Source organism: Burkholderia territorii, from assembly GCF_902833055.1.
Lineage (GTDB): Bacteria > Pseudomonadota > Gammaproteobacteria > Burkholderiales > Burkholderiaceae > Burkholderia > Burkholderia territorii.
In genome coordinates this window covers 446247-471843 of record NZ_CADFEJ010000001.1, presented here as the reverse complement: position 1 = coordinate 471843, position 25597 = coordinate 446247, and the positions used below count along the sequence as shown (strand labels likewise).

Here is a 25597-nt window from a genome sequence, read left to right as displayed (position 1 = left end):
ACTGCCCCGCCGCGGGCGACCGGCGAACGGCGCGTACCGCGCCGTCCATCCGGGGTGCCCGGCCGCATCAACGGCCGGCCGGGTTGCGATCGGTGCGGCGTTGTGCCGCCCGATCGCCGATGCTTCAGCGACGCGGTTGCCCGGCGCGCGGCGGACGCGGCGAATTCGCGTCCTTGTGACGGAAGTTGATGCGTCCCTTCGTCAGGTCGTACACGGACAATTCCAGCGTCACGCGATCACCCGCGAGAATGCGGATGTGGTTCTTGCGCATGCGGCCCGACGCATACGCGCCCACCACGACGCCGTTTTCCAGCGTGACACGGTATTTGCTGTCCGGCAGCACTTCGTCGACGATTCCGTCCAGTTCCAGCAGTTCTTCTTTTGCCAAACCAATTCCTCCAGACAAGGTAATGACCGCGGCCGCGGCGAACTCACCGGCGCCGTGCCCCGCAACGGGACGGCGGCCGGCGCGATGCCGGGGATCAATTCGTTCAGACGGGCAACGTGCCCGTCTTGATCGGAGCCCGGCGCAATGCGGCGGTCGGGCGGTCGGTGGCGGCGGTGCGATCGGCACCGCGCAAAGTCGGGACCGCGCCGCGTGCGGCGTGGCGACGGTCTACTCGGGTTGCAGCATGAGCCGCTGGCGACGCGGCAAGCGCTTCGCGAGGGCGTTGGATCGCACGTCGTACGGACCTGCGATGGATGAAGGAAGCACACGACCGATGCATCGTGAATGCCGCGATGCATCGGTCGTGTGCGTCGAAACGCGCGGGACGCCGGCTCGGGCCGGCATTCGCGCGAAATCCGTCGGGCAGCGGCCGCCATGCGACGGCCGGTGCCGGTACGGCTTACTGCGGCGTGATGTTCGACGCTTGCAGACCCTTCGGGCCACGCTTCACTTCGTAGCTGACCTTCTGGCCTTCGGCGAGGGTCTTGAAGCCCGTGCCGCGAATTTCCGAGAAATGGGCGAACAGATCGTCGCCGCCGTTGTCCGGGGAGATGAAACCAAAGCCCTTGGTTTCGTTGAACCACTTGACGGTACCGGTATCCACAAATACTTCCTTAATACGATTGAAACGAATGATTGAACATGCGCCCGTGTCGGGCACAGAAAGAATCAAAAGAGGGAGAGACCAACGACTGCCGCACGGCGTGCGGCCAATGATGAGCAATCGAACTTCTTGAAGACTTCGGTCTCGGACACTACGCGGTGCAGGCCGATCCGTCAAGCTCTTTCGGTGCGACGCAGGCGCACGGCAGCGCGTGCGCCTTGCGTGGCGGGCGTGCGCGGCAATCGGGGCGAGAAACGGTACGCCCCCTTTTTACCGCGCTTCGCCGCCAATAGCGAGCCGTTACCGCGGTTCGAATACGTGATGCAGCGCCGGCGGCGACTCGCCGTCGCGGATCTTCATCTCGAACGTCTTGCGCGCGACGCTCGACGGCCGCACGTCGGCCGCGTCCAGGTAGAACTGCGAATACCAGTCGCGCATCTGGTACAGCGGCCCGTCGCCTTCGCACAGCAGCGGGTTGTCGATCCGCGTCTTGCTGTGCCAGATGTCGACGTCCTCGTAGAACGCGCGTTGCGCTTCCTTCACGTACGCATTCGCGATCTCCATGTTCTGTTCGTCGGTCAGGCCGGCCACCTTCTTCACGATCACGCCGTAGCGCAGCTCGAAGCTGTTCATGTCGATCGGCACGTGGCAGTTCAGCAGCACCGAATGGATCGGCTGGCCGCCGCTCTGCCCCGTCATCTGCGTGATGTGCACGGCCGGCCCGAAATACGTCGACAGCGCGGTCAGGCTGTCGCCGCCCAGCTTCTCGCTGCGGCCGACCATCAGCTGCGTCGCCTTGTGACCTTCGAACAGGTTCGCGAAATAGTCGACCGGCGCGCGGTGGACGGTCGCGAAGTGCGCGACGTCCGAGATGTTGTCGACCAGCTCGCGGCAATTCGCGTGGATCACCATCTTGTCGACCACCCAGTCCGACCATTCGTCGGAGAAGCACACGTCGAGGCGCGGAATCGCGACTTCCGGCGGCGGCGCATTGCCTTCCGGGTCGTTCCACACGAACAGCAGGTTGTTTTCCTCGCAAGTCGGCCACGCGCCGATGCGCGCCTTCGGCGGAATCCGCTTGCAGTACGGGATGGACGCGCACTGCCCCTCGCCGTTCCAGGCCCAGCCATGGAACGGGCAGACGAGATGGTCGCCGTCGACCGTGCCGAGGCTGAGGTCGGCGCCCATGTGCGGGCAATACGCATCGACGACGTTGATCCTGCCGGTCGAATCGGCGAACGCGGCGAGCTTGCGGCCGAAGATGTTCAGCGTATGCGGCTTGCCGTCCTTGTAGTCGCGGGCGAGCCCGAGGCAGTGCCAGCCGCGCGCATAGCGCTGCGCGAGCGGCTGGGCTTCGATCTTGTATGGGCGTGCGGACATGCGGGTTGACTCCTCTTGGGGGAACGCGCGGCGGCCCGCCGCGCACCGGGAAAAAAGGGGGATGTGTCGCTCAGCGCACCGGATTGCCGGGTTCGAGCGTGCGCGCCGGCTTGAGCGCGGGTGCGGATGCGGGCGCGGCCTGCGGCGATGCCGGCTGCGGCGCGCGCGACACGCGGCGCTCGGCGCGCTCGACGCCGAGCCATGCGGCCAGCGCGGGCAGCAGGAACACCGCGCCGAACAGGTTCACGAGGAACATGAATGCGAGCAGCACGCCCATGTCGACCTGGAACTTCAGCGCGGAGAATGCCCACGTGCCGACGCCGATGAACATCGTGACGGCGGTAAACAGCGCCGCGGTGCCGCGCTGGCGCATCGCATCGGCGAATGCGTCCGGCAGCGTCGCGCCGTGGCGGATGTCGTGCTGCAGGCGTTCGTACAGGTAGATCCCGTAGTCGACACCGACGCCCACGCCGAGCGTGATCACCGGCAGCGTCGCGACCTTCAGTCCGATGCCGAGCCGCGCCATCACCGCGTTGCACAGGATCGACACCAGCGTGAGCGGCACGATGATGCACAGCACCGCGCGCCACGAGCGGAACGTGACCGCGCAGAGCAGCGCGATCGCGCCGAAGATCGACAGCAGCATCGCGACCTCCGCGTCGCCGACCGCCTCGTTGGTCGCGGCCATCACGCCGACGTTGCCGCCCGCGAGCCGGAACGCGACGTTCGGCGTCGGGTTCTCGGCCGCGAAGCGCTTGATCTCGTCGACGATGTGCGCGATGGTCGTGCCTTCGTGGTTCTGCGTGTAGATCAACACCTGGATCGCCTTGCAGTTCGCGGTGTTCATCCCGTTGTCGGGGTCGAACGCGTTGGAGCCCTGCGTGAGCCCTTCGCTCGAGCGCGGCAGCGCGGCCCAGCGCGGGTTGCCTTCGTTGAACGCGGCGATGAACACCTTGCCCTGCGACGCGACGCTCGTCACCGACTGCACGCCGGCCACGCCGCGCATGTTCATCTCGAACTTCTCGATCGCGCTCATCACCGGGTAATGCAGGCACGCGTCGTCGAAGCCGGTCGTCTCGACGATCACCGACAGCACGTCGACGCCGATGTTGTACTGATGCGTGATCGCCGCGTTGTCGATGTTGTAGCGCGAGTTCGCGCGCAGCTCCGGCGCGCCGGTGCCGATGTCGCCGATCTCCAGCCTGCGCGACTCGAGCGTGCCGTATGCGAGCAGCGCGAGCGCCACGGCGAACACGCCGAGCGCCGGCGCGGGCCGCGCGAACACCGCGAAGCGCGACCACTTCCCGCTGCCGCCCGCGGCGGCCGTGCGCTGTGCGCGCGCCAGCGTGCCGCGCTCGAGGCGCGTGTACGACAGCAGGATCGGCAGGAACACCTTGTTGGTGACGATCATCAGCAGCACGCCCAGGCACGCGGTAATGCCGAGCTCGCGCACGATGTCGATCCGGATCCGCATGATCACCATGAAGCCGAGCGCGTTGGTCAGCAGCGCGACCGTGCCCGGCACGAACAGCTTGCGGAACGCGTCGCGCGCGGCGTCGACCGACGACGCGCCGCGCACCAGCGCCTGCTTCCACGCGTTGGTCATCTGCACCGCGTGCGACACGCCGATCGAGAAGATCAGGAACGGCACGAGGATCGACATCGGATCGATGCCGAGCCCGAGCAGCGGCAGCGCGCCGAGCAGCCACACGACCGGCAGCAGCGCGACGACGAGTGCCAGCACGGTGGTCTTCAGCGAGCGCGTATAGGCGAACAGCAGCGCGGCCGTCACCAGGAACGCCAGCGCGAAGAACGCCATCACGCCGGCGATACCGGCCTCGACGTCGCCCACCAGCTTCGCGAAGCCGATGATGTTCACGTCGATGCCCTGCTTCGCGTAGCGCGTGCGGATGTCCTCGAGCTGGCGCGCGACCGCGCTGTAGTCGAGCCGCTTGCCGGTGGCCGGATCGGTCTCGCGCAGTTCCGCGCGGATCAGCGCCGACTTCAGGTCGTTGCCGACCAGCCGGCCGATCTGCCCCGAGCGCGCGACGTTGCCGCGCACCTTCGCGAGATCGCCCGGGTTCGCGCTCGAGAACTGACCGGGCACGACCACGTCGCCGCGAAAGCCGGCTTCGGTCACTTCCGTGTAATGGACGTTCGGCGTGAACAGCGAGAACACGCGCGAGCGGTTGACGCCGGGGATGAAGAACACGTCGTCGGTCGCGTGGCGCAGTGCGTCCATGAAGACCTGGTTGTAGATGTCGCCGTCGCCCTTCCAGCGCAGGCTGACGAGGATCGTGTTCGCGCCCGGGAACGCGCCCGCGTAGCGCTCGAACACCTGCATGTACGGATGCTGCATCGGAATCATCTTGTTGAAGCCCGGATCGAGCTTCAGGCGCGTCGCGGACAGGCCGAGCGCGAGCGTCACCGCGACGCACAGCAGCATCAGCAGGCGGCGCTGCCGGATGATCGTGTCGGCGCAGCGCTCGACGAACGCGGCGAGGCGCGACGCGGGAACGGCTTCGGTGGAGCGTGACAGGTCGTTCATGGATTTCTCGGGTCGGGACGGACGGGACGGACGATGCGGATCGGCGCAGCGCGGCGAACGGATACGGGCGGCGGCAATCGCAGCCGCCGCGCATCAGGACGGCGACGCGGCGAGCGGCGCGACGCCGGCCTCGCCGCCGAGCAGCAGCGCGCCGCGGCCCATGTCGAGCACGGCCGCGAGACTCTGCACGCCGCCGAGCTTGCGCACGTCGAAGGTCACGTCGCCGTCGCGCGACGCGACGATCGCGCCGCCCTGCCCGACCAGCACGAGTTCGCCGTCGGCGAGCTGCGTCGCGCCGAAGTACGACACCGGCACGTGGCTGTCGACGTGCGTCCAGGTCGCGCCGCGATCGGTGCTGCGCAGCACGTTGCCGCGCATGCCGTACGCGACCCAGTCGCCGTTGGCGAGCATCAGCGCGCCGAACAGCGAGCCTGCATACGGCGACGGCAGCTTGTCCCAGGTGGCGCCGCCGTCGGTCGAGCGCAGCAGCGTGCCGCTCTCGCCCGCGATCAGCAGGTTGCCGTGGCCGTCGCCGACGATCGCGTTCAGGTGGCGGTCGCCGGCCTGGGTCTTCAACGGCTGCCACGTGAGCCCGGCATCGTCCGAGCGCAGCAGCTGGCCGAAACTGCCGGCCGCGAACAGCGGGCCGTTCGCGCTGCCCCACACGGACAGCAGCGGATCGGAATGCGCGTGGTCGACGTGGACCTCGCGCCAGTGCACGCCCGCATCGTCGCTGCGCACGATCCGGCCGTCGTGGCCGACCGCGATGCCGAGCGTCGGCGTGACGAAGCTCACCTGCGTGAGCGTCGAGCCCTGATCGGGCGTGACCGACGCCGGGCGCCAGCGGCGGCCCGCATCGTCGCTCAGCAGGATCACGCCGCGCTCGCCCACCGCGACGACGCGCGCGCCGGCGCGGGCGAGCCCGTTGATCTGCAGGCGGTCCGCGTGGATCGCGGTGACCGGGAACGCCGGCAGCGGGCGCGGCGAAAACGCGAACAGCGCGGCGCCGAGCACGAGCGCCGACATCGCGAGTCCTGGCAAGGTACGTTTCATCGGTTGTCTCCTGTCCTGGCAATCGGCCGGGGCCCGCGCCGACGCGCGCGCCCTGCCGCTGCAAGTCTCCGGGCCGCCGGTCGTTGCCGCGGCCTCGCATGGTTCCGAATGGATGGCGGCCGAACCGGGCTGTCGGTGCGGCTGCCGGTGCGGCTGCGTCGAATGCCGTTACGCGCCGACCTCGAACAACGCGGCGGCACCCATCCCGCCGCCGATGCACATCGTCACGACCGCATGCCGCACGCCGCGGCGCGCGCCTTCGAGCAGCGCGTGCATCGTCATCCGCGTGCCCGACATCCCGAACGGGTGGCCGAGCGCGATCGCGCCGCCGTCGACGTTCAGCCGTTCATTTGGAATGCCAAGCGTGTCCCGGCAATACAGCGCCTGGCACGCGAACGCCTCGTTCAGCTCCCACAGCCCGACGTCGCGCACGGTCATCCCGAAGCGCGCCAGCAGCTTCGGAATCGCGAACACCGGGCCGATGCCCATTTCGTCGGGCTCGCAGCCGGCCACGGCCAGCCCGCGGAACGTGCCGAGCGGCGCGAGCCCGCGACGCGCGGCCTCGGCGCGCGACATCACGACGACCGCCGCCGCGCCGTCCGACAGCTGCGACGCATTGCCGGCCGTCACGAACTCGCCCTGCTCGACGACCTTGCCGCCGCTCCACGACGGCTTGAGACCCGCGAGCCGCTCGGCCGTCGTATCGGCGCGCACGCCTTCGTCGCGCGCCGCGCGCACGGCCTCGTGGCCGCTCGGGTTGCCTTCCTTGTCGAACAGCGCGCGCGTCACGTCGAGCGGCGCGATTTCCGCGTCGAAGCGGCCGGCCGCCTGCGCATCGGCCGTGCGCTGGTGGCTCTGCAGCGCGAATTCGTCCTGCGCGGCGCGCGAGATCCCGTAGCGGCGCGACACGATCTCGGCGGTTTCCATCATCGCCATGTACGCGGCCGGCTGGTGATCGAGCACGGCCTGCGAACGCGCGCGATAGCCGTTCTTGTGCTTGTTCTGCGTGAGCGAGATCGATTCGACGCCGCCCGCGACGACGATCCGCGCATCGCCCGCGCCGATGCTGCGCGCCGCGCTCGCGATCGACATCAGGCCCGACGAACACATGCGGTCGATCGACATGCCGGGCACCGATGCCGGCAGCCCGGCCGCCGCGGCCGACAGGCGGCCGATGTTGTAGCCCTGCGTGCCCTGCTGCGCGGCGCAGCCGATCAGCACGTCGTCGACGTCGGCCGGCGCGACGCCCGCGCGTTCGAGCGCGGCGCGCACGACGTGGCCGCCCAGCGCGGGTGCCTCGGTGTCGTTGAACATGCCGCGAAACGCCTTGCCGATCGGCGTGCGGGCGACGGAAACGATGACTGCGTCTTCCATGAGGTGGCTCTCCGAATCCGAATCTAGAAGGTGTAACGGCTGATGGTGTCGGCAACGCAGCCGGGCTTGCCTTCGCCTTCGATCTCGACGGTCACGCGGATCCACGCCTGCACGCCGCCGTCGAGCGGCTCGACACGGAGCAGCTCGCCGACGCCGCGCACGCGTGCACCGACCTTCACCGGGGCCGGGAAGCGGATCCTGTCGCAGCCATAGTTGACGCCGAGCCGCGCGCCGTCGATGCGTACGATCTGTGGCAGGAAATGATTGACGAGCGACAGCGTCAGGTAGCCGTGCGCGATGCACGCGCCGAACGGGCCGTCCTTCGCGCGGATCGGATCGACGTGCACCCACTGGTGATCGCCCGTCGCGTCGGCGAAACCGTCGATGCGGATCTGGTCGATCGTGAGCCACGCGCTCGCGCCGAGCGTTTCGCCGACGGCCGCCGCGAGTTCGCCGGGATGCGCGAACACGCGAGGCGTCGCGCGCACGGGGTCGAGAGTCGTCTCCATCATGCGTGCTGGCTGCTGACCGACAGCACTTCGCCCGTCATGTACGACGCGTAATCGCTTGCAAGGAACACCATCACGTTCGCGACCTCCCAGACTTCGGCGGCGCGCCCGAAGGCTTCGCGCGACGCCAGTTGATTCAACAGGTCGGCCGGGGCCGACTTCTTCAGAAAATCGTGCATCGCGATGCTCGGCGCGACCGCGTTGATGCGCACGCCGTAAGGCGACGCCTCGAGCGCCGCGCAGCGCGTGAGCGCCATCACGCCCGCCTTCGCCGCCGCGTAGTGCGCCTGTTCCGCCTGCGCACGCCAGCCGAGCACCGATGCGTTGTTGACGATCGCGCCGCGGCCGCGGGCCTGCATGTGCGGCAGCATCGCGCGCGTCATCCGGAACGTCCCGGTCAGGCTAATGTCGATCACCCGCGACCATTCGGCATCGTCCATTTCGACGATGCGTCGCGCGCCGCCGAGCCCGGCGTTGTTGATCAGTACGTCGACGCCGTCGAGCCGGTCCTGGGCGTCGGCCACGAGCGCCTGCACGTCGTCCTCGGCCGCGACGTTGCACAGGCGGCCGAAGACCTGCTGCAGGCCCGTTTCGGCGCGCAGCGTCTGGACTGCCTGTTCGAGGCGTTTCTCGTGGATGTCGGAGATGAACAGCGCGCGGCAGCCTTCCTCCGCGCAGCGGCGCGCGGCCGCGAAGCCGATGCCGGCGCCCGCGGCGGCCGTGATCAGCACCGATTTGCCGGCGAGCAGCTGGTGGCCCGGCACGTACGCGGGCGCTTTCTGGATCTGGGGTTCGGTCATGCGGTGCCTCGTGGTTCCCTGGGCATGCCGAGCCCGCGCTCGGCCATGATGTTGAGCTGGATTTCGTTGGTGCCGGCGTAGATCGTGTCCGCACGGGAGAACAGGAACACGCGCTGCAGATGGGTGAGCTTTTCGTCGCCCGGATCGATCACGTTCGCACGCGGCCCGAGCGCATCCATCGCGAGCTGGCCGAGGTCGCGGTGCCAGTTCGACCAGAAATACTTGTAGATCAGCGCCTCGCGTCGCAGCGGCGCGGTGGCGCCGCCGTTCGCGTAGTCCGCGCCGGACAGCATCCGCAGCGCGTTGTAGCGCATCACGCGCAGCCCGGCCCACGCGCGGCCGATGCGCTGGCGCAGCACCGGGTCGCGATCGGCGCCCGATTCACGCGCGGCCTCGATCACCCATTCGAGTTCACGCACGAACTGCATCTGCTGGCCGAGCGTCGACATCCCGCGCTCGAAGCCGAGCAGCGTCATCGCGATCCGCCAGCCGTCGCCGGGCGCGCCGACCAGGTCGCGTGCCTGCGCGCGCGCGCCGTCGAAGAACACTTCGTTGAATTCGGCGCCGCCGTTGAGCTGCCGGATCGGGCGGATCTCGATACCCGGCTGGTCAAGCGGCATCAGCAGGAACGACAGCCCCTTGTTGCCCGTCGACGCCGGATCGGTACGCGCGAGCACGAAGATCCAGTCGGAATCGTGCGCGAGCGACGTCCACACCTTCTGGCCATGCACGCGCCAGGCGCCGTCGGCATCCCGCTCCGCACGCGTGCGCACGTTCGCGAGATCGGAGCCCGCACCCGGCTCCGAGTAGCCCTGGCACCAGAACTGCGTGCCGGCGAGAATCCCGGGCAGGAAGCGCGCGCGCTGGTCGTCGGTGCCGCACGCGACGAGCGTCGGCCCGAGCAGCCCTTCGCCGATATGGCCCATCCGGCCCGGGCCGCCGGCGCGCGCGTATTCCTCGTGGAAGATCACCTGCTCGGCGACCGTGAAGCCGCGGCCGCCTGCGTCGGTCGGCCAGCCGAGGCCGGTCCAGCCGCCCTGCGCCAATTCCCGTTCCCACGCCTTGCGCAGTTCCGGAAACGCCTCCTCGTCGCCGGGGCCGCCGCGGTATTTCAGGCACGCGAAGTCGCCGGTCAGGTGCAAGCGCACCCAGTCGCCGACTTCGTGCCGCAATTGCTGTTCGCGTGTTTCGCTGTTCATTGGAGCGCTCCCGTACGCGCGGCGGATGGACGCGTGGCCATCGATGCATGCAGCGATGCCGGTACCGCGTCGTGCCGCGACGTGCCGTTGTCGATCGCATGGCGTGCGATCCATTCGAGCAGTTGCGGCGTGCTGCCGAACTGCGCGAGCGACGCCTGCGCGCGCTTGAAATAGAGATGCGGGTCGTATTCCCACGTAAAGCCGACACCGCCGTGCAACTGAATCGCTTCCTGCGCGCAGAACGCGTATGCGTCGTTCGCGGCGGCCTTCGCGGCCGCGATGTCGCCGCGCAGCGCAGCGCCCGGCGCCACGCCGCCCGCTTGCGCATCCCATGCGTGCGCGGCGCCGAGCACCGCCGAGCGCGCGGATTCGATCAGCACCATCATCTGCGCGCAGCGATGCTTGACGGCCTGGAACGACGCGATCGCGCGGCCGAACTGCACGCGCTGGCCCGTGTAGTCGAGCGTCAGATCGAGACATTGCTGCGCGCCGCCGAGCTGTTCGGCGGCCAGCGCGAGCGCCGCGAACCATGCGGCGCGCTCCAGCACCTGTGCGGCGACGGTGCCGCAGGCGAACAGTGCCTCGCGGTTCACGCGGATTTCGTCGAGGACGATGCGCGCGATCGGCCGCGTCGCGTCAAGCGTGTCGAGCGGCGTGATGCGCAGGCCGGGCGCCGTCGCAACGTCGATCGCGAACAGGCCGATCGACCGCCCTTCGTTCGCGATCCGGGCGGGAATCAGCAGCAGGTCGGCGCGCGCGCCGTCGATCGCCTGTTCGATCGTGCCGGACAGCGCGTAGCCGCCCGCCGCTTCTTCGGCGGCGACGGGCAGCCGCCCCGCGCCGGCCGGCAACTCGAACGGCAATGCCAGCGTCGCGCTGCATGCACCTTCGGCGATCTTCGCGAGCCAGCCGGCCGCGAGCGGCGCGTCGGAGCAGCTCGCCAGCGCGGTCGCGGCCAGGCACGCGGTCGGGAAATACGGCACGCACGCGATGCGCCGGCCGAGTTGCTCCATCAACAGCGTCTGTTCGACCGCGCCGAGCCCGAGGCCGCCCGCCGCTTCCGGCAGCGCGAGCGCGTTCCAGCCGAGCTCGCCCGCGAGCGCGGCCCACAAGGCGTCATCGCGGCCGGCAGATTGCTCGAGCGCGCGGCGCACGTCGGCGGATGCGCTGCGTTCGGCGAGCACGTCGGCAGCCGCGTCGCGGATCATCGCCTGTTCATCGGTGAGCGCGAGATCCATGCTTCAGCTCCCGTACACGCGCTGCGCGGGACGCGCATCCGCGAGCAGCCGCGCAATCGCCGGGCCGACCTCGGCCGGCTCCCAGCGCGCGCCGCGATCGACGCTCGGGCCGGTGCGCCAGCCTTCGGCAATCGCGATCATCCCGCCCGCGACCTCGAACACCTGGCCCGTCACGTCGGCCGACAGCGCGCTGCCGAGCCACACGACGAGCGGCGCGACGTTGGCCGGATCGAAATAGTCGAAGCCGCCGTCCTCGGGCTTCTTCATCATGTCGGCGAACACGCTCTCGGTCATCGACGTGCGCGCGGCCGGCGCGAGCGCGTTCACCCGCACGCCGTAACGCTGCAGCTCGACCGCCTGCATCAGCGTGAGCGCCGCGATGCCGGCCTTCGCCGCGCCGTAGTTCGACTGACCGATCGACCCTTGCAGCCCGGCGCCCGAGCTCGTATTGACGATGCGCGCGTCGATCGGCGCGCCGGCCTTCGCGGCGTCGCGCCACGCTCGCGCCAGCACGTTCGACAGGCAGAAATGACCGCGCAGGTGCACGCGCATCACGTCGTCCCAGTCGGTTTCGGTCATGCGCGCGAACATCTTGTCGCGGCAGATGCCCGCGTTGTTGACCAGCACGTGCACGTCGCCGAACGCGTCGCGCGCGGCATCGACGATCCGCTGCGCGGTGTCGATCCGGGTGATGTCGTCGGCATTCGCGAGCGCGCGCCCGCCGCGTCGGGCGATCTCGTCGCACACGGCCTGTGCGGCCTCGTGACGGATGTCGTTGACGACGACCGCCGCGCCTTCATCCGCGAACGCGAGCGCGTATTCGCGGCCGAGCCCGCCGCCCGCGCCGGTGATGATCACGGTGCGTCCGTGACAGATTCCCATGCTTGTGTCTCCTCGATCGACGAATCGTGAAAGTGCCGCGCTCACAGGCGCTCGATGATCGTGACGTTCGCGAGGCCGCCGCCTTCGCACATCGTCTGCAATCCGTAACGACCGCCGGTGCGTTCGAGCTCGTGCAGCAGCGTCGTCATCAACCGTGCGCCCGTCGCGCCAAGCGGATGGCCGAGCGCGATGCCGCCGCCGTTCGGGTTGGTCCTTTCGTGCGGGAAGCGCGTGTCCGCGAGCCACGCCTGCGCGACCGACGCGAATGCCTCGTTCATCTCGACGACGTCGATCCGCGACCAGTCGAGCCCGCTCTTCTTCAATGCGGCCTGGGTTGCCGGGATCGGTGCGGTGAGCATCCACAGCGGATCGTCGCCGAGCACGCTCAGGTGGTGAATGCGCGCGCGCGGCGTGAGCCCGTAGCGCTTGAGCGCATCCTCCGACACGATCAGCAACGCGGCGGCCGCATCGCAGGTCTGGCTCGCGACGGCGGCCGTCAGCGAGCCGCCGGGCATCAGCGGCTCGAGCGTCGCCATCTTTTCCAGCGACGTGTCGGGGCGCGGCGTCTCGTCGTGCAGCACGCCTTCGAACGGCACGATTTCCCGCTTGAAATGGCCGGCCTCGATCGCCGCCACCGCGCGCCGGTGGCTTTCCAGCGCGTAGCGCTCCATCGCATCGCGCGACAGGTTCCAGTGATCGGCGATCCGCTGTGCCGCGACGAACTGCGACACCGGCGCGTCGCCGAAGCGCGCGCGCCAGCCGGCGCTGCCCGAGAACGGGTCGTCGAAGCCGAGCGGCGCCGCGCTCGTCATCGCGGACGAGATCGGGATCTGCGTCATCGTCTGCACGCCGCCCGCGACCACGACGTCCTGCACGCCGCTCATCACGGCCTGCGCGGCAAAATGCACGGCCTGCTGCGACGAGCCGCACTGCCGGTCGACCGTCACGCCCGGCACCTGCAGCGGCAGCCCGGCCGCGAGCCAGCACGTGCGCGCGATGTTGCCGGCGAGCGGGCCGATCGTGTCGACGCAGCCGAACACGACGTCGTCGTATTCGTCGGCCGGAATCGCATTGCGTTCGACGAGCGTCTTCAGCACGAAGCCGCCGAGGTCCGCCGCATGCACGTGGGCGAGCCCGCCCTTGCGGCGGCCGGTCGGCGTGCGCAGCGCGTCGACGATATAGGCTTGTTTCATCAATGTGTTTCCTCGAAGTCGAAGGTCTGCGCGGGACCGATCGGCAATGCATCGCCGAGGATCGCGTCGGCCACGCGGGCCTTGTGGAATGCGTTGTCGCCCCAGCTGCCGGAGAGCGCCCAGATCCGCTTCATGAAGATCTGCAGGTCGAGCTCCCACGTGTAGCCGATCGCGCCGTGCACCTGCATCGCGTGACGCGCGGCCAGTTGCGCGGCGGCGGTCGCCGCGAGCTTCGCGTGCGACACCAGCACCGCGCGCCGCGGGTGATCGTCGGCGATCGCCTGCGCGGCGCGCGCGACCACCGGCCGCGCGAACTCGTAGCGGATCGCGACGTCGGCGAGCAGGTGCTTGAGCGCCTGGTACGAGCCGATCGCCTTGCCGAACTGCTTGCGTTGCGCGCTGTAGTCGATCGCGACGTCGAGCACGCGCTGCGTGAGACCGAGCAGTTGCGCCGCGACCGCGAACGCACCGTGGTCGAGCGCGCGATCGAGCAGCGGCGCGGCGTCGTCGGCGCTCGCGATGCGCGTGGCCGCCGACGGCTCCCAGTCGAGCGTGAACAGGCGCCGCGATGGATCGACGCTGTCGACCGCGCGCCATGCGCACTGCGCGGGGTCGACCCGGTGCAGCTCGCCGCGGTGCGCGCACAGCAGCGTCCGCGCGACGTGCACGTCGGCCGCATACGGGTTGACCGGATGGACGAGCGCGACACGCGCGCGCCCTTCGGCGATGTCGCGCAGCAGCGCGTCGCGCCAGTCGCTGGCCGGCAGCCGCGCGAGCACGCCGGCCGACACGAGCGCCGTGTCGAGCAACGGCTCGGGGCTGCCGAAGTAGCCGTAGGTCTGCGCGAGCAGCGCCCATTCCACTTCGGTCAGGCCGAGGCCGCCGTGCGCATCGGGCACCGACACGGCGGTCAGCCCCTGCGACGCGAACAGCGACCACAACGCGTCGGAGCGGCCCGTCGGCGTGGCCCACAGCTCGCGGATCAGCTCCGGGGTCATCTCGGTCATCAGCAGGCGCTTCACGCTGTCCGCGAGCGCTTCCTGGTCTTCATCGAATACGAAATCCATACGATGTCCGTTCAGTGAGGGGGGCGTCGGCACGCTCACGCGCGCGGCATGCCGAGCATCCGTTCGGCGACGATGTTGCGCTGGATCTCGTTGGTGCCCGCGTAGATCGGGCCGGCCTGCGCGAACAGGAAGCCGTCGAGCCAATGACCGAGCGTCGCATGCTGCGCGGCCGTCTGCGGGACGACCTCGCCGTGCGCGCCGAGAATGTCGAGCGCGGTCTGGTGCATGCGCAGGTCGAGCTCCGACCAGAACACCTTGTTGGTGCTCGACTCCGCGCCGATATGGCCGCCCTTGAGCAGCCGGCTCGCGGTCGCGTAGGTCGACAGCGCGTATGCCTGAGCGTCCATCCATGCCGACACCACGCGTTCTCGCAGCGTCGGGTCGCGATCCGCGCTGTCGCGGTGCGCGAGATACAGGTCGCGCAGCGCCTGCGCGGTGCGCTGGAAGCGCGCGGGCGAACGCAGCATCAACCCGCGCTCGAAGCCGGCCGTGGCCATCGCGACCTGCCAGCCCGCGCCTTCGGCGGCCAGGCGGTTTTCGACCGGCACGCGCACGTCGTCGAAGAAGATTTCCGCGAAGCCCGTCTGTCCGTTCAACTGGCGGATCGGCCGCACGGTGATGCCCGGCGCGGACAGCGGCACCATCAGGAACGTGAGCCCGTGGTGACGCGACGATTCGGGATCGCTGCGGAACAGCCCGAACAGCCAGTCGGCCCACACCGCGCGCGTCGACCAGATCTTCTGGCCGTTGAGCACGTATTCGTCGCCGATGCGGATCGCGCTCGTGCGGATCGCGGCCATGTCCGAGCCCGCGTTCGGCTCCGACCAGCCCTGCGCCCACACATGCTCGCCCGCCGCCATCGCCGGCAGGAAGCGCGCCTTCTGCTGAGGAGTACCGAAATCCATCAACGTCGGACCGAGCAGGAAGATGCCGTTCTGGTTCACGCGCATCGGTGCGTCGGCGCGCCAATACTCCTCCTCGAAGATCAGCCACTCGATCAGGTCGCAACCGCGCCCGCCCAGCTCGCGCGGCCACGTGACCATGCTCCAGCGGCCCGAATGCAGCGTGCGCTCCCATTCGCGGTGCGCGGCGAAGCCTTCCTCGGTGTCGAAGCTCGGCAGCCGCTCGCGCGGCACGTGCGCGGCGAGCCATTCGCGGATTTCCGCGCGGAACGCCTGCTGTTGCGGCGTATAGGTCAGGTTCATGCGCGTGCCTCCTCGGCTTGCGCGTCGAACCGCGCGTCGCGCTTCTCGACGAATGCGGCGCGCGCCTCCGTCGAATCGTTAGTCATGTACGCCTGCAGCGTGAAGCCCTGCTCCCAGCGGTACTTGTCCTCCAGATCTCCGTCCTCGACGCCGTTCAGCGCCTCCTTCGCGAGCCGCACCATCGCGGGACTCTTTTCCGCGATCCTGCGGGCGATCGCGAGCGCCGCGTCGCGCAGCGCGTCGCGCGCGACGACCTGCTCGAGCGCCCCGAGCCGATATGCTTCGGCCGCGTCGATCATCTCGCCGGTGAAGTACATCGCGCGGACCTTCTGCACCCCGAACAGTCGTTGCAGATGCGCGCCGCCCCCCATCGCGCCGCGATCGATCTCCGGCACGCCGAAGCGTGCGCAGTCGGCCGCGACGACGATATCCGCCGCGCCGCAGATGCCGATTCCGCCGCCGAGCACGAAGCCGTGCACGGCCGCGATCACCGGCTTCGGATTACGGTGCACCGCGCGAAAGGTCTCGTAGTTGCCCGCGTTGACCGACACGATCCGCTCCGGATGCGCGGCCAGCTCCTTGATGTCGACGCCCGCGCAGAAGCCGCGGCCTTCGCCGCGCACGACGATCACGCGCACGTCGTCGTCCTCGCCGAGCGCATCGAGCGCGCGTGCGAGCGCGTGCCAGCCGTGCGCGTCGAGCGCGTTTACGGGCGGATGGTCGATCACCAGTTCGGCGATGCCGTCGGCGCGCTCGATCCGGAACGGCATCGCGCCGCCCGGTTGTTTGGATGTAGTCATCTCCTGCCTCCCTGTGATGTCCTTCAGGCCGCGTCGGTCGCCGCCACGCCGCGCAACGCGGCCAGCGCGTCGAGCCGCTCGCTCGCTTGCGCGACGATCCGCGCGATCAGCGCGTCGCACGATTCGATCGCGCCGATCATCGCGGCCGCCTGACCGCTCGGCAGCACGCCGTCGTCCGGCCGCCCTTCGACGATCGCGCGCTGGATCAGGAACGGCGCGTTCGCGGCCATCAGCGTCTGGCTCGCCGTGTAGTCGTGCGAGCGCAGCGCCTTGATCGCGAGGCGCAGCATGTCGGTCGTACGCAGCCCGCTCCGACGGCGCCACGCTTCTGCCGTCTTCAGCGCGAACAGCGTGCGGCGCAGCGGGCCGAAGCGCTCGAGCTTCAGCAGATACGGGTTGTCGATCATCCGTTGCGGCAGCCCGTCGAGCGCATCCGACACACGGATCCGCGCCGGGTCGCCGACCGCGACGTACCGGTCGAGCGTCGCGCGCGGCACCGGCGATTCGGCGCTCATCAGGAAGCGCGTGCCCATCGCGATGCCGGCGGCGCCGTACGCGAGCGCGGCGGCCAGCCCGCGCCCGTCGAAGAAGCCGCCGGCCGCGACGACCGGCACGCGCACCGCGTCGAGCACCTGCGGCAACAGCAGCGTGGTCGGGACCGAGCCGGTGTGGCCGCCGCCTTCCGCGCCCTGCACGGTCACGATGTCCGCGCCGAGCTCGACCGCCTTCGCCGCGTGCTTCGGCGCGCCGACGGTCGGCATGCAGACGATGCCGGCGTCCTTGAAGCGGCGGATCGTCTTCGCGTCCGGCCCGCGGCCGTAGCTCACCGCGCGCAGCCGGTGCGCGATCGCGAGATCGACCACCTGCGCGGCGTTCTTCTGGAACATGTGGAAGTTGATGCCGAATGGCTTGTCGGTCAGCGACTTCACCTTCAGGATCTCGGCCTCGAGCTGCTCCGGTTCGAGCGTCGCGCCGGCCAGGAAGCCGAAGCCGCCGGCGTTGGCGGTCGCCGCGACGAGGCGCGCGTCGGCCACCCAGCCCATCGCGGTCTGCACGATCGGGTAGCGGCAGCCGAGCAGGTCGCACAACGGCGTATGCAGCGTCGTGCTCATGCGGCCGCTCCGTTGACGGCCGCCGCTGCCGCAGCGGCGCGCCCTTCGTCGTCCGTCTGCTCCGGGCGGCGCTGCGAGCTGGCCATCTTGCGCGCGTCGTAGCCGCCGAGGCGGTCGCCGCTGACGAGCTCGTTGTGCGCGTGCGCGAAGTGATGCCATGCGAATGCCGCGTCCATCGCCGCGCGCTTGCCCTGCAGTTCCTCGACGTGGTTCAGCGCCTGCTTGGTCAGCGCGAGGCCGAGCCGCGGCATCGTCGCGATCTTCGCGGCGATCGCGTAAGTCGCGTCGCGCAGCCGCTCGCGCGGCACCACGCGGTTGACCATGCCCATCTGGTACGCGCGCTCGGCCGGCATCCGCTCGCCGAGGAACAGGAATTCCTTCGCGATGCGCGGGTTCAGCTCGTATGCATGCGCAAAATACTCGACGCCCGGAATCCCCATCCGCACGACCGGATCCGCGAAGAACGCGTCTTCCGACGCGACGATCAGGTCGCATACCCACGCGAGCATCAGCCCGCCCGCGATGCATGCCCCGTGCACCATCGCGATGGTCGGCTTCGGCAGGTCGCGCCAGCGCCGGCACATCCCGAGATACACCTCCTGTTCGCGCGCATAGAGGAATTCGCCGCCCTCCTTGTCGACGTGGTCGTACCACATCGACGCGCGCTCGAACGACTCGTGAATGTCGCGGCCGGGCGTGCCGATGTCGTGGCCCGCCGAGAAATGCTTGCCGTTGCCCGCGAGCACGATCGCCTTCACTGCGTCGTCATGCGACGCGCGCCGGAACGCCGCGTCGAGCGCATACGTCATCTTCGAGTTCTGCGCGTTGTGATACTCGGGACGGTTCATCGTGATCGTCGCGATGCCGTCCTCGACCACATAGTCGACGACACCGTCGCCGAACGCCATCTGGGTCGCTTCCATGTCGGACCTCATCCGCGGCGCGGCGCCGGATTGTTGCGCACGATCGTCGCGCGCAGGTTGTGAGGGTCGAGCGCACGCACGATGCGCAGGTCTTCCGCGCTCGGCGGAGCCGTCGTGCCGAGCTCCGGCGCGGCAACCAGCGGGAATCCGGTCGCGTCCTGCACCTCGTCGAAGCTCACGCCCGGATGCAGCGAGCGCACGCGGATCGCATGGTCGGGGCCGCCGAAATCCATCACGCAGAGATCGGTGACGATGCTGCGCAGATCGACGAAGGTCTTCATGCCGGGCAGCCGGCGCGCCGGGTTGTAGCCGACCGTGCAGACCATGTCGACTTCGCCTTCGACGAACGTGCGCTTGCCGTGGCCGCTGATGAAGAACGAATTCGCATGGTTCGTCGAGTTGCCGGGGAAGCCGCGTGCGCCGAGCAGTTGCGTCTTGGGCCGCGCATAGTCGTCGCCGAGCCACGAGATGTTCGCCTGGCCGAAGCGGTCGATCTGCGTCGGCATCACCAGCGCGTGGCGGCGGCCGTGCCACAGGCAGTCGAACACGCGCTCGTAGGTCATCCAGCCGCTCGCCTTCACGCGATAGCCGTCGGGGCGCGGCCCGAGCGGGACCGGCTCCTCGACGAGATACGCCTCGCCGTCGGTCAGCATCAGGCCGTTGTTGTACGCGAGCCGCGCAAGACCGGCCGCGAGCCGCGGGCCCGTGCCGATACCGGTCGCCAGCACTTCGCCGTCGTCGCGCCAGAGTCGCGCGGACGCGACGATCATCAGTTCCGCGAGGGAATGGTCGAGAGATTCGCTCACAGGCGCTCCTTTACAGAATCGGCAACGGCAGCGTCGTCACGTGCGACAGGCCGCCGACGCCTTCGAGATACTGGCGTTCGTCCCGGCCGACCACGTCGCGCAGGTACGCCGCCGTCTTCGCATCGTCTTCCGCGCTCGCGCAGTACGCGCGCAGGTGCGGCAAGTCCCAGCCGTAAGCGGGCCCGCACGACGTCGGGTGCGCGCCGCCCGGCGCATGCACGACGCCGGTGACGAGCGAGCGCTCGAACGGATTGCGTTTCGCGGCATCGAGGTCTTCGGTCGCGAGCGACGCATCGACCGATTCCGCCGACACGTAGCAGCGCTGCGCGGCGCGCGCCATCCACGCGTCGAAGAATGGATCGGGGCCGTCGATGCGCGTGTTGCCCATCCGGTCGGCCGCGTTCACGTGCAGCAGCGCGACGTCGAGTTCGAGCGCCGGCATCGCGAGCAGCGTCTCGCCGTCGTCGTACGGAGACCTGACCGTACGCAATTGCGGCGCGTGATCGAGCAGCGCGGTGCCGAGCCCGGCGCGTGTCGGCAGGAACGGCAGGCGCGCGGCGGCCGCGCGCAGGCCGAGCTGCAACATGCCTTCGTCGAGTTCCAGCACGTCGATGCGGCCCTGCTCGCGGGCGCGCCGGAAATGCGGTTCGAGCGGGATCACGTCCAGCGACACGAAGCCGAACACCACCTTGCGCACCTTGCCCGCCGCGCACAGCAGGCCGACGTCGGCGCCGCCGTAGGCGACGACCGTCAGGTCCTTCAGGTTCGAGCGCGCGATCTCGCGCACCAGCGCCATCGGCTTGCGCCGCGGCCCCCATCCGCCGATGCCGATCGTCATGCCGTCGGCGAGTTGCGCGACCACGTCGCGCGCGGACATCGTCTTGTCGAGAAGTTTCATCGTCATCGTGCTGGCTTACCGGTATCCGATGCTGAAATCGTGGCCCCACTGGCTCACCTTGGTGGCCTCGAACACCGCGTGCTTCGACCAGTCGACCGTGAGGCCGCCGAAGCCGTATTCGAGATCGAAGCCGCCGGGGGTCTTCATGTAGAACGAGATCATCTGGTCGTTGCAGTGCCGGCCGAGCGTCGCCGACATCTTCACGTCGTGCGCGGCAACTCGATCGAGCGCGCGGCCGACTTCGTCCATCGAGTCGACTTCGGCCATTACATGCACGCAGCCCGACGGCACGGCCATCTCGAACAGCGCGAGGCTGTGATGGCGCGCGTTGCGGCAGTGCATGAAATGGATGCGTTTCTCGGGTTCGACGGGGTCCGGCGTGAACTTCACGCGGTAGATGTCGGACAGCTCGAAGCCGAGCACGCCGCGCACGAATGCGTCGGTCGCGTCGAACTGCGGCGCGGGCAGCACCGCGTGGCCCAGACCCATGTCGCCGGTGACGAAGCGCGCGACGCCGAGCGGCGACACGAAGCGGCGGAAGTCGCAGCGCGCGCCCCAGTACAGCTCGTGGCGGTTGCCTGAAGGATCGGTGCACCACGCCATCGCCTGCACGCGGCGCAGTGCGGCTTCGTCGCGCGTCGCGCGCACGGCCTCGACGTCCGCATGTTGCAACGCCGCGAGCGCGGCGTCGAAGGCGGCGGCGTCGGGCAGCTCCCAGCCCGACGCCAAATAGCGATCGGCCGTGCCGGGGACGATCACGTAGCGGAAATCGCGCTCGTCCATCTTCAGGTACAGCGCGCCGTCGGGTGCGTCGAGCGCCTGCATGCCCAGCACGTCTTCCGCGTAGCGGCGCCACGCATCGACGCGGGTCGCTTCGACGACGACGTAGCCGAGCGCACGGACATCGATCATGTCGGCCTCCTCCAGGTTCAGATTCCGTTGTTCGTGAAAGGATTCTGGACGGTCGGGGATGGCGTCACATCGTCTGTTGGGACGAGAGCCGGTGGGAGGCGGGAGCGTGGCGCGGCCAGTGCGTTGGGGGAAACGGCGTTGTCTTGGTGCGGCGCGGCAACGGAGGTCGGGAGAGGGAGGCCGAAGCGATGCCTGGACACCTGCGACAACGCTGGCGGGGCGCGTGCGGATCCGAGGAATAGCCCGCCCGGTGGATTATCTTTCTTACGGCCTGAACGTCAGGAATTCGCGAAAAATCGGCCGGGGCGGCTGCTTCTTCTGCGTGGAAATCGAGCGTCGGCACGCGCAACGCGCGTCGCCTTCAGCCGACCGGCGCGACGGCATCCGCCCCCTCGGTGAGCGCCGCAGCCGTCAGCCGGTTTTCCGGAAACGGACTGCGAAGCGCGTCGACAAACGTCGACACACGCGTCATGGACTTCGACCCTTGTAACGGGTATGTTACGAAAGCGGCGTTTAATGTCTTTCAAAAATATCAATAACGGCCTACAAGGATCACCCATTGAAAACCACAAAAAACCCGCTTTCGCTGTCCGACGTGTACGAGGCGTCGGCGGCGATGAACCGGCGCGACTTCATTCGTCTCGGCACGTATGCAGCCGTATCGATGCTGGCCGCCTGCGGCGGCGGCGGATCCGACGCACCGCCGCCGGATCCGCGCCCGGACGGCGTCTCGCTCACGCTCGCCGTCCAGCAGCCCGCGTCCGGCACTGCCGCGCTCGATGCCCACTTCGCGAGCCTCAGCTTCGAGAAAGCCCACATCAACAACAACTGCTTCCGCGCCGACAACACGAACCTGATCGGCCTGCTCAACAGGCTCGGCGGCGGCGTGCTGCGCATCGGCGGGAACAGCGTTGACCGCATGACGTGGGCACCTGACGGGCCGGGGAAAATCCGGGGGCAGGTTTCGCGTATCGACGTGGCGCGATTCGTCGCGTGTCTCAAGCAATGTCCCGCATGGAAGGTGATTTACGGGATCAATTTTGCCGGTGCGCATGGCTCGGTGACGTCGCCATCGCAAGCGGCCGACGAAGCGCTGTATGTGGCACAGCAACTCGGCGGCCAGTTGCTCGCGTTCGAGATCGGCAACGAACCCGATCAATACGGCGGCAGCAGGACGCCGAACCTGGCCGGCATCACCTACGACATCTTCCTGAACGGCGGCACGGTCGCCCAAGGGGCGATCGCTGGATGGAACCAGTTCGCACGGGCGATCGCGGGTGCGGTCAGCGGCGCCGTGTTCAGCGGGCCGTCCGCCGCCAGCGACACGCCGGGCTGGGCGGAGCAGTTCGCGGTGAGCCAGGGCAGGAACATCGCACTGCTGACCGAGCACTACTACATCAGCAATTACAACGACAGCGCGCCGTCGATCGCCGGGATGCTCGCCTACCCCGATACGAATCTCGTGACGGCGCTCCAGAACATGCAGTCCGCCGCGCGGCAGGCCGGCGTGCCGTTCCGGATGAACGAGACGAATTCGTATTTCAACAGCACGAAGCCGGCCGGTGTCAGCAACGTGTTCGCGAGTGCGCTGTGGGCGATCGACTTCATCTTCACGCATGCGCAGTACGGCGCGAGCGGCCTGAATTTCCACAACAACGGATCGATGACGAGCTATACCGCGATCGCCGATTCGCAAGGCGAAGTCACGGCCGTGCAGCCGCTCTATTACGCACTGCTTTTCTTTTCGCAAATCTTCTCGGGCGGCGGCGCCGGTCAACTCCTGAATACGACGCTGAGCACGAGCACGGCGGCCGTGAGCGCATTCGCGGTCGCGACCAGCCAGGGCGCGACCTACGTGATCATCAACAACAAGGATACGGCCAGCGCCGCAAACGTTACCGTCACGCTCGATGCGCCGGCGTCGCGCGCGACAGTGATGACGCTTGCTTCGTCAGGCAACGCGACGAATGCCCAACTGGCCAATCCGGGCATCTATAACGGCGGCACACCGATCACGTTCGGCGGACTGGCGGTCGCGCTGAATGGCGCATGGAACGGGTCGCCGCAGCAGACGCTTGCAGTGGCGAACCGCCAGGTCGCCGTGACGGTGGCCCCCGTCAGTGCCGCACTGATTCGCATTAGCTAACGTCGTCAACCCACGACGCCAACGACGCGAACGTCGCGCGACGTCTCCCGTCGCGATTCCGCAGATTCGCCCGCCCCGGCCGCCGTGCACACGATGATCCGTCACGATGCCGCGGCCGACAGCATGCTTCGCCGCACGACCACCGCCAGCACCGCGACCAGGATCGCCGACGCGACCGGCCACATCGTGCCCGTAATGACCGCGACGAACGCCTGCGCCGGCGCGAGCCATGCGAGCGTCAGGACGGCCGTCTCGAGCCGGTCCGGCCGAACGTTGTGCCAGTCGAGCAGCAGGAAGATGACCGGCAGCACCAGCCACAACAAGTCGTAATACATGAAGTACGGCTGAACGAGCAGCGTCGCGGCAGCCAGTGCGGCCGCACGCAATTCGAAGCGCGTCGCGCGAATCCATACATAAGCGACGGCCACGACGGCGCCCACCGCGACGCACGTTTGCAAGCCGTATGCGACCTGAATCGACAGGCCCGCGGCGCGCGCGAACCCGAACATCGATGGCATGCCGCGCCAGAGCGTCTCGCCGTACGCCATCACGCCGCGATCGAAGGACGGCAGGAACGCGAAAAACGCGATCCACGCCTGCCACCCGAATATGATCGCCGAGACCGCGACGAGTCCGGCACTGAACATGCCCGCCGAGGCCAGCGCCGTCCAGTGCCGTCCGCAGATCAGGGCCAACGGGAACAGCACGCCGTATTGCGGCTTCACCATCAGGAGCGCGATGCAGGCGCCCGCAACGATCGGGCGCGACCTGAGCATCAACAGCGCCGCGCCGGCCGCCGCGACGGTCAGAAACGCGTTCTGCATCGTCAGCGCGGCACCGATCAGCCCCGGAAACGCGGCGATCGCGAGCCGCCACTGTCCGTCGAGCGAACGCGTCAGTCGCGCGACGACTGCCACATAGCAGGCGATGGTCAGCAAACCGAACAAAACGACGGCATTCGCGAACGGCATCAAGCCGAACGGGACGACGACGAGCAGAAAGGTCGGCGGATACGGCCACGGCGCGAAATCGTCGAAAGGCCGCAGCGCGGCCTCGATCGGCTGAATCCATTGCGGCGAGAAGATCGCGGTCGGGCCGTGCTCGAGCGCGACCCGCGCCGTTGCCCAGAATATCGCGAAGTCCGACCCGACCATCGGCGCGGACCGGTCGTGCCACAGGTAATAGCGGATCACCCAGACGCCGAGGAAGAGAACCTGCAGCGCGAGCGCCGCGACGGCATACGTGCCGACGCGCCGTCCATCGGCTGCACGATCGTCCGCTGCACGTACCCGCTCCATCGACCACCCCGCGCTATGTGTTCCGGTGAAGCATGGATGACGCCCGGCCGCGCTGCGGCCGACACTGCGCATGCTTCGCATGGCCGTGCCGTGATGCGCGTGCCGCTCAGAACCGGTACGAGATCCCGATCTGCAGGACCGGATACCACCGATACCGCGACATTACCCGGTTCAGTTCGTCGAGGCCGCTGGAGGCCAGAACCTGGCTCTTCTGCGGTCCGGCTGCGGCAGCGAGCGCCGGCGACAGCGTGTACGAGCAGCGCGGAATCCCGTATGCGACGCCCAGATCGGCGACGAAGCCGAGTCCTTTCGATGCCGGCCGGTGCCCGTAGCCGATCCCGGCATACGGCATCACGGCCGGATAGCGCGCCTCCGCGACCGCGTACATCCCGGGCAGCGCCGGATATCGCTTGCCGCCGAACACGTAGGTGCCGTTGGTGGGCACCGACACGCCGCGGATTTCGTCGTCGTTGAAGCGCAACCCGATCGTTGCACGAAAGCCGCTGCCGCGCCACGGAAAGATATCGGCATACAGGCCGCCCTGGCGCAGCTTGATGTCGTCCTGATAGCGATTGCCGGCCACGGTGAAGTCATGCGTCAGATTGATCGCATTGAAATCCGCGTGTGCGCCCAGCACGGCGTTGAAGCTCACGGCCGCGCCGATGCCGACGCCTTGCGTGCCGCCCTGCAGGTAGATTTCCTGCGCGTGCGCGCCAGCCGCGAACACGATCGCCAGCGCTGCCCATTGGTTCACAGTCGTTTTCACGGGCGTCTCCCCCGACATGTGCCGGGCGCGCCGACCCGCCGCGTGCAGCGCATGCCGCCACGCGCAGCGGGCCCCCGACACGACATCTCGCAAGCAAGCTTGCTGTTTGACGGATCGCACGCGTGCGGTGTCCGTTCGTGTCTTCGAAACGACGCATTGCGCGTCCGACACGACCGGCCGCCATTGCGCGGCTCGATCCGATCCCCGATATTTCGATGTCGTTGCATGCCGCTCTCGCGATTCGTCGTTGATATCGATCGCGGTTGTGTCGAGCGGCACCGGCCTAACCGCAAGGCATGTGCCATGCGGCGCGGACCGGTGCCGGGCAAGCGTCTCGGCCGGACGCCCGGGGTTATGCGGGAGGGAATCGACGGAAATGTTTCAGGAACGCATCTGTTTTCGGCGCGGGAGCGCCGTGGCCGATGCAGGGAAGCTA

General features: G+C 68.8%; 23 protein-coding genes. 1 reads left to right on the top strand and 22 read right to left on the bottom strand.

What is annotated here, in order from left to right; all coding sequences use genetic code 11:
- Positions 1-124 precede the first annotated feature (124 nt).
- The 20 genes from infA to HW466_RS01990 all read right to left on the bottom strand — a co-directional run bounded on the left by infA (position 125) and on the right by HW466_RS01990 (position 20951).
- The gene (infA, locus tag HW466_RS02085; protein ID WP_059451274.1) at positions 125-388 is read right to left on the bottom strand and encodes a translation initiation factor IF-1; all 264 of its coding nucleotides are present in this window, start codon (positions 386-388) and stop codon (positions 125-127) included.
- A 460-nt stretch (positions 389-848) separates the two neighbouring features.
- Complete coding sequence (locus HW466_RS02080; RefSeq protein WP_006751843.1) at positions 849-1052, bottom strand: cold-shock protein; 204 nt, start codon at positions 1050-1052, stop codon at positions 849-851.
- A gap of 300 nt (positions 1053-1352) precedes the next feature.
- A complete protein-coding gene (locus HW466_RS02075; protein WP_059507495.1) occupies positions 1353-2432 on the bottom strand; it encodes a 3-ketosteroid-9-alpha-monooxygenase, oxygenase component in 1080 nt (359 codons plus the stop codon).
- 70 nt (positions 2433-2502) lie between these two features.
- Entirely contained in the window at positions 2503-4980 is a 2478-nt protein-coding gene (locus tag HW466_RS02070; RefSeq protein ID WP_174905372.1) for an efflux RND transporter permease subunit, read from the bottom strand.
- 93 nt (positions 4981-5073) lie between these two features.
- The gene (locus HW466_RS02065; RefSeq protein ID WP_174905371.1) at positions 5074-6033 is read right to left on the bottom strand and encodes a WD40/YVTN/BNR-like repeat-containing protein; all 960 of its coding nucleotides are present in this window, start codon (positions 6031-6033) and stop codon (positions 5074-5076) included.
- Between the two features lie 168 nt (positions 6034-6201).
- On the bottom strand, positions 6202-7407 hold the full coding sequence (locus HW466_RS02060; protein WP_174905370.1) for an acetyl-CoA C-acyltransferase: 1206 nt from the start codon (positions 7405-7407) through the stop codon (positions 6202-6204).
- Between the two features lie 23 nt (positions 7408-7430).
- Complete coding sequence (locus tag HW466_RS02055) at positions 7431-7916, bottom strand: MaoC family dehydratase (RefSeq protein WP_059451269.1); 486 nt, start codon at positions 7914-7916, stop codon at positions 7431-7433.
- Entirely contained in the window at positions 7916-8716 is an 801-nt protein-coding gene (locus HW466_RS02050) for an SDR family oxidoreductase (protein ID WP_060347342.1), read from the bottom strand. The genes HW466_RS02055 and HW466_RS02050 overlap by 1 nt, the downstream gene beginning before the upstream one ends.
- Positions 8713-9915 (bottom strand): acyl-CoA dehydrogenase family protein, encoded by a 1203-nt coding sequence (locus HW466_RS02045; protein ID WP_151006620.1) that lies wholly within the window; start codon positions 9913-9915, stop codon positions 8713-8715. The genes HW466_RS02050 and HW466_RS02045 overlap by 4 nt, the downstream gene beginning before the upstream one ends.
- A complete protein-coding gene (locus HW466_RS02040; RefSeq protein WP_174905369.1) occupies positions 9912-11153 on the bottom strand; it encodes an acyl-CoA dehydrogenase family protein in 1242 nt (413 codons plus the stop codon). Before HW466_RS02040 ends, HW466_RS02045 begins: the two co-directional genes overlap by 4 nt.
- 3 nt (positions 11154-11156) lie before the next feature.
- Positions 11157-12035 carry an SDR family oxidoreductase gene (locus HW466_RS02035; RefSeq protein WP_151006804.1) on the bottom strand — a complete coding sequence of 293 codons (879 nt, stop codon included), beginning with the start codon at positions 12033-12035 and terminating at the stop codon, positions 11157-11159.
- A 41-nt stretch (positions 12036-12076) separates the two neighbouring features.
- On the bottom strand, positions 12077-13228 hold the full coding sequence (locus HW466_RS02030) for an acetyl-CoA C-acetyltransferase (RefSeq protein WP_059507503.1): 1152 nt from the start codon (positions 13226-13228) through the stop codon (positions 12077-12079).
- Complete coding sequence (locus tag HW466_RS02025) at positions 13228-14295, bottom strand: acyl-CoA dehydrogenase family protein (protein ID WP_174905368.1); 1068 nt, start codon at positions 14293-14295, stop codon at positions 13228-13230. Before HW466_RS02025 ends, HW466_RS02030 begins: the two co-directional genes overlap by 1 nt.
- 35 nt (positions 14296-14330) lie before the next feature.
- Positions 14331-15500, bottom strand: coding sequence for an acyl-CoA dehydrogenase family protein (locus tag HW466_RS02020; RefSeq protein ID WP_059507505.1), 1170 nt, complete (start codon positions 15498-15500; stop codon positions 14331-14333).
- Positions 15497-16300: an enoyl-CoA hydratase family protein gene (locus HW466_RS02015; RefSeq protein WP_151006618.1), complete on the bottom strand. Its 804-nt coding sequence runs from the start codon at positions 16298-16300 to the stop codon at positions 15497-15499. The genes HW466_RS02020 and HW466_RS02015 overlap by 4 nt, the downstream gene beginning before the upstream one ends.
- Before the next feature lie 23 nt (positions 16301-16323).
- Positions 16324-17412 (bottom strand): NAD(P)H-dependent flavin oxidoreductase, encoded by a 1089-nt coding sequence (locus HW466_RS02010; protein WP_174905367.1) that lies wholly within the window; start codon positions 17410-17412, stop codon positions 16324-16326.
- A complete protein-coding gene (locus HW466_RS02005) occupies positions 17409-18335 on the bottom strand; it encodes an enoyl-CoA hydratase (protein ID WP_060022239.1) in 927 nt (308 codons plus the stop codon). Before HW466_RS02005 ends, HW466_RS02010 begins: the two co-directional genes overlap by 4 nt.
- A gap of 8 nt (positions 18336-18343) precedes the next feature.
- Positions 18344-19141, bottom strand: coding sequence for a CoA-transferase subunit beta (locus HW466_RS02000; protein ID WP_151004533.1), 798 nt, complete (start codon positions 19139-19141; stop codon positions 18344-18346).
- A 10-nt stretch (positions 19142-19151) separates the two neighbouring features.
- A complete protein-coding gene (locus tag HW466_RS01995) occupies positions 19152-20045 on the bottom strand; it encodes a CoA transferase subunit A (protein WP_151004535.1) in 894 nt (297 codons plus the stop codon).
- 9 nt (positions 20046-20054) lie between these two features.
- Positions 20055-20951, bottom strand: a complete 897-nt coding sequence (locus HW466_RS01990; RefSeq protein WP_151004537.1) for a VOC family protein — start codon at positions 20949-20951, stop codon at positions 20055-20057.
- Between the two features lie 559 nt (positions 20952-21510).
- On the opposite strand from HW466_RS01990, the gene HW466_RS01985 reads away from it, so the two are divergent.
- The gene (locus HW466_RS01985; protein ID WP_151004538.1) at positions 21511-23097 is read left to right on the top strand and encodes a hypothetical protein; all 1587 of its coding nucleotides are present in this window, start codon (positions 21511-21513) and stop codon (positions 23095-23097) included.
- A 101-nt stretch (positions 23098-23198) separates the two neighbouring features.
- Here HW466_RS01985 and HW466_RS01980 read toward each other — a convergent pair whose 3' ends face one another.
- Positions 23199-24395, bottom strand: coding sequence for a glycosyltransferase family 87 protein (locus HW466_RS01980; RefSeq protein ID WP_151004540.1), 1197 nt, complete (start codon positions 24393-24395; stop codon positions 23199-23201).
- Between the two features lie 106 nt (positions 24396-24501).
- Positions 24502-25179: a hypothetical protein gene (locus HW466_RS01975; protein ID WP_151004542.1), complete on the bottom strand. Its 678-nt coding sequence runs from the start codon at positions 25177-25179 to the stop codon at positions 24502-24504.
- Positions 25180-25597 lie beyond the last annotated feature (418 nt).